Origin of the sequence: Anaerotignum sp. (assembly GCF_045122575.1) — a bacterium.
GTDB lineage: Bacteria > Bacillota > Clostridia > Lachnospirales > Anaerotignaceae > Anaerotignum_A.
In genome coordinates this window covers 1-4,291 of sequence record NZ_JBGVHV010000141.1, presented here as the reverse complement: position 1 = coordinate 4,291, position 4,291 = coordinate 1, and the positions used below count along the sequence as shown (strand labels likewise).

At 49.5% G+C, this 4,291-nt stretch carries 6 protein-coding genes; all 6 read right to left on the bottom strand.

All coding sequences use genetic code 11. The features are described from left to right. The coding region (gene hisF, locus ACJMLT_RS06960; RefSeq protein ID WP_405728576.1) for an imidazole glycerol phosphate synthase subunit HisF at nt 1-411 on the bottom strand (411 nt) is incomplete at its 3' end. A gap of 1 nt (nt 412) precedes the next feature. Continuing rightward, nucleotides 413-1,135 (bottom strand): 1-(5-phosphoribosyl)-5-[(5-phosphoribosylamino)methylideneamino]imidazole-4-carboxamide isomerase, encoded by a 723-nt coding sequence (gene hisA / locus ACJMLT_RS06955; protein WP_405728573.1) that lies wholly within the window; start codon nt 1,133-1,135, stop codon nt 413-415. Nucleotides 1,136-1,152: 17 nt separating this feature from the next. Further along, nucleotides 1,153-1,770, bottom strand: a complete 618-nt coding sequence (hisH, locus tag ACJMLT_RS06950) for an imidazole glycerol phosphate synthase subunit HisH (RefSeq protein ID WP_405728570.1) — start codon at nt 1,768-1,770, stop codon at nt 1,153-1,155. After that, nucleotides 1,771-2,358 (bottom strand): imidazoleglycerol-phosphate dehydratase HisB, encoded by a 588-nt coding sequence (hisB, locus tag ACJMLT_RS06945; protein WP_405728567.1) that lies wholly within the window; start codon nt 2,356-2,358, stop codon nt 1,771-1,773. A 1-nt stretch (nt 2,359) separates the two neighbouring features. Further along, nucleotides 2,360-3,433, bottom strand: a complete 1,074-nt coding sequence (gene hisC / locus ACJMLT_RS06940; protein ID WP_405728564.1) for a histidinol-phosphate transaminase — start codon at nt 3,431-3,433, stop codon at nt 2,360-2,362. Between the two features lie 213 nt (nt 3,434-3,646). After that, nucleotides 3,647-4,291 (bottom strand): histidinol dehydrogenase (gene hisD / locus ACJMLT_RS06935; RefSeq protein WP_405728561.1); only part of this gene is annotated, 645 nt, incomplete at its 5' end.

Below are 4,291 nucleotides of genomic sequence, written 5' to 3'. Positions count from 1 at the left end.
CTTGCCGTCCACACGTTTTACATCCACAGAAAGCACCACACACTGGTCGCCGTATTTCTTCGCCGCATCTTCGATGAGCTGAGGGTTACGGATGGCACCGCTGTTTACACTGACCTTATCGGCGCCGCATTTCAGCACACGGTCAAAGTCCTCCAGCGTATTGATACCGCCGCCTACAGTCAGGGGAATGAAAATGTTCTGTGCCACTTCTGTCAGGATATCTGTAAACAATGCACGACCTTCCGCAGAAGCAGTAATATCGTAAAATACCAGTTCATCGGCGCCGCAGTCACTGTAATATTTTCCCAGTTCCACAGGAGAGGAAACATCGGAAAGGCCTTCGAACTTCACGCCTTTTACCACCCTGCCATCCTTTACGTCCAGACAGGGAATGATTCTTTTTGTGATCATTTTATTTTCCCTCCTTTGTCAGTTCTACAGCGGCTTTCAGGTCGATATTGCCTGTGTAAAGGGCTTTGCCCAGAATAGCACCATACATGCCCATATCCGCCAGTTTTTTCACGTCATCCAGAGTGGTCACGCCGCCGGAGGCAACGATATCCACAGAGAATTTTTCAGAAAGTTCTTTATACAGTTCCAGATTGGTGCCGGAAAGCAGACCATCCTTGGAAATATCCGTACAGATGATGGTTTTTACGCCCAGTTTCTGTAGTTTTTCGCAGAAATCGAAACAGCTTTCGGCAGAAACTTCTGTCCAGCCTTTGATGGCTACCATACCATCCTTGATATCTACGCCAACCGCGATTTTCTCGCCGTATTTCTGCACCATTTCTTCCAGAAATGCAGGATTCTGCACTGCCGCTGTGCCAAGGATCACACGGAACACACCGGCATCCAGATATTTTTTGATGACTTCTTCGGAACGGATGCCGCCGCCCACTTCTACCAGAAGGCCGCCGTTTTCCACGATGTTTCTGATGGTTTCCAGATTGGGGGTGCCACCGTCCTTCGCACCTTCCAGATCGACTACATGGAGGTACTTGGCGCCTGCAGCCGCAAAGGATCTTGCCACCTCTGCAGGGTTATCGCTATATACGGTTTTCTGTGCATAGTCGCCCTTTACCAGACGCACCGCACAGCCGTCGATCAGATCGATCGCAGGAAATAATTCCATAAAACTACCTCCTTCTATTACAGTTCACAAAATGCTTTCAGGATTTTCAGACCAACTTCACCGCTTTTTTCGGGGTGGAACTGGGTGCCGTATACGTTGCCGCATTCCACGGAAGCGGTCAGTTCTGCGCCATATTCGGCACGGGAAGAAACGAAGTCTTCGCAGTCCACGCCTGCGTAGGAGTGTACGAAATAGACGCAGTCACCTTCGTTGATGTATTTAAAAAGTTTGGATTTTTCTTTATCCTTAGGGAAAATCAGGGCATTCCAACCGATATGCGGCACTTTCAGCCCTGCACCAATCATGGGCGCAATGGGTTTGACGCTGCCCTTGATGAGCCCCAGACCTTCATGTTCGCCGTATTCATAGTTCTTTTCCAGAAGCATCTGCATCCCCAGACAAATGCCCAGCAGAGGTTTGCCGCTGGCCGCTTCTTCCAGAACCACTTTTTCCATGCCGCTTTCTCTGAGTTTCCTGACTGCATCCTCAAAGGCCCCTACACCGGGCAGGATGATGCGGTCTGCCGCTTTGATCTCTTCGATATTATTTGTCACCTTTGCTTCCGCCCCGATGAATTTCAGGGAACTCTGCAAGGAAAACAGATTACCTACGCCATAATCAATGATCGCGATCATTTATAATACCCCCTTTGTGGAAGGAATTTCGTTTTTATAAGCTTCCTGTACGGCAACCGCCTTGGCCATCGCCCTTGCCACTGCCTTGAATGTGCCTTCGATGATATGGTGAGAATTTCTGCCGCGCATCTGCAGGATATGCAGATTCATCTTTGCATTTCTTACGAATGCAATAAAGAATTCTTCCACCAGTTCTGTGTCAAAAGTGCCGACTTTTTCTGTGGGAATTTCCAGACCATATTCCAGATGGCTTCTGCCGCCCAGATCCACCGCTGCCAGAATGAGGGCTTCATCCATAGGCAGTGTGATGTCGCCATAGCGGGCAATGCCTCTGCTGTCTCCCAGAGCCTCTGCAAAAGCCATGCCCAGACAGATGCCGATATCCTCTACAGAATGGTGGTCATCCACCTCGATATCGCCTTTGCAGGTCACGTCTAAATCAAAGCGGCCGTGTTTTGCAAAGAGCGTCAGCATATGATCCAGAAAGCCGACACCGGTCTGGATGCTGCTTTTGCCGCTGCCATCCAAACAAAGAGACAGGCTGATCTCTGTTTCCGCGGTTTTTCGTTTGATCTCACTCGTTCTCATGTCATGCCCCTTTCTGTTCCTTTTCCACTTCTTTGATTTTTTCAAACATCACGTTCATCTGTTCCGGTGTACCGATGGTGATGCGGAGAAAATCTTCGATCTTCGCTTTGCCGAAGAAACGTACCAGAACGCCTTTTTTCTTCAGTTCCTCATACAGCAGTTTACCGGGGAGGGTGTTGCTCTTGGCAAAAATAAAGTTTGCCTTGGAATCCAGCACAGTAAAGCCCATTTCTCTCAGCTTCGCTGTTGTCATTTCTCTGGTTTCTGCGATCTTTTTCGCATTTTCCACATAATATTCATTGCTGTCTACCGCCGCTTCCCCCGCCGCCAGTGTCAGACGGTTGATGTTATAGGGGTTTGTGGAATATTTGATCTTTTCCAGATCCTCGATGATGCCTGCATCGGCAATGGCAAAGCCCAGTCTTGCCCCCGCCATGGAACGGGATTTGGAGAAGGTCTGCACCACCAGCAGGTTATCGTATTTTTTAATAAAGTCGACGCAGCTTGTACCGCCAAAATCAATATAAGCTTCATCGATGATCACGATATTGTCGGGGTTGGATTTCAGGATTTCTTCGATTTCCGCCAGGGAAATTTCCATCCCTGTAGGCGCATTGGGGTTTGCGATCACCACCATGCGGCCAATGCCGCAGTAGTCCTTATAATTCACGCTGAAATCATCCTGCAGAGGGATGACCTTGCTGTCCACATGGTACAGGTCTGCGTAAACGGGATAGAAACCGTAGCTGATTTCAGGATAAGCCGCCCCTCTTTCGCTGTCACAGAAGGCCATGAAGGCAAAATTCAAGATATCATCGGAGCCATTGGAGAGGAAAACATTTTTTGCTTCCACGCCATACAGCTTTGCCAATTTTTCCTTCAGTGCCTTGCCTGTAGGGTCGGGGTACAGGTTCAGCAGTTCTACTTCTGCCTGAGAAACCGCTGCCAGCACCTCAGGAGAAGGCGGATACGGGGATTCGTTGGTATTCAGTTTAACATACTGCTGGTCACGGGGCTGTTCCCCGGGTGTATATGCTTCCAGCCCCGCAAAGCGAGGGCTCATAAATCTACTCATTTTTATTACCTCCTTCTTTGTGGGGCTTTGCCCCACATCCCAGCAGGAGCATAATGCCCCTGCACCCTTATTGGCATCAGCATACCTGCTGATGCGGGATAGGACTATTCAAAATATTTGGCGGAAGTTTGAGGTACGCACCGCCGAACAGATGCGGCGGTTGCTCCGCAGGAGCAAGGTTTGCGAAGCAAATCCTGCTTGAACAGGAAACCCTCAAGGTCTTCTTGTTCTGATGGTTGCAGAACGGGCATGGGCCTCCAGCCCTTCCCTTCTGGCAAAGAAACCAATTTTTTCCGCTTCCGCCGCCAGTGCGTCCTGTGTATAGTAAGTAAAAGAAGATTTCTTAATAAAATCATCTACCCCCAGAGGGCTGGAAAATCTTGCTGTGCCGCTGGTGGGCAGGGTATGGTTGGGGCCTGCGAAATAATCGCCCAGAGCTTCGGGCGCATTTCTGCCCAGAAAGATAGACCCTGCGTGACGGATATCCGCCAGATATTTGAAGGGATCATCTACACAAACTTCCAGATGCTCCGGCGCGATCTCATTAGAAACCTCGATCGCCTGTTCGATGCTGTCTACGATGATGATTTTACCGTTATTGTCGATGGATGCTCTGGCAATTTCCGCTCTGGGCAGAAGAGGGATCTGTTTTTCCAGTTCTTCTGTCACCTCTTTTGCCAGTGCTTCGCTTTCTGTAACCAATACGGCAGAAGCCATTTTGTCATGTTCTGCCTGAGAAAGCAGATCCGCCGCCACCACCGCCGCATCGGAATCGCCGTCTGCGATCACCAGAATTTCACTGGGGCCTGCGATCATATCGATGGAAACCTGTCCGAAAACCTGTTTTTTCGCTTCTGC

What these genes read in the sequence shown, in the direction of transcription:
- hisB (WP_405728567.1), bottom strand. Translation starts at nt 2,358, where the DNA reads ATGAGAACGAGTGAGATCAAACGAAAAACCGCGGAAACAGAGATCAGC.
- hisA (WP_405728573.1), bottom strand. Translation starts at nt 1,135, where the DNA reads ATGGAATTATTTCCTGCGATCGATCTGATCGACGGCTGTGCGGTGCGT.
- hisC (WP_405728564.1), bottom strand. Translation starts at nt 3,433, where the DNA reads ATGAGTAGATTTATGAGCCCTCGCTTTGCGGGGCTGGAAGCATATACA.
- hisH (WP_405728570.1), bottom strand. Translation starts at nt 1,770, where the DNA reads ATGATCGCGATCATTGATTATGGCGTAGGTAATCTGTTTTCCTTGCAG.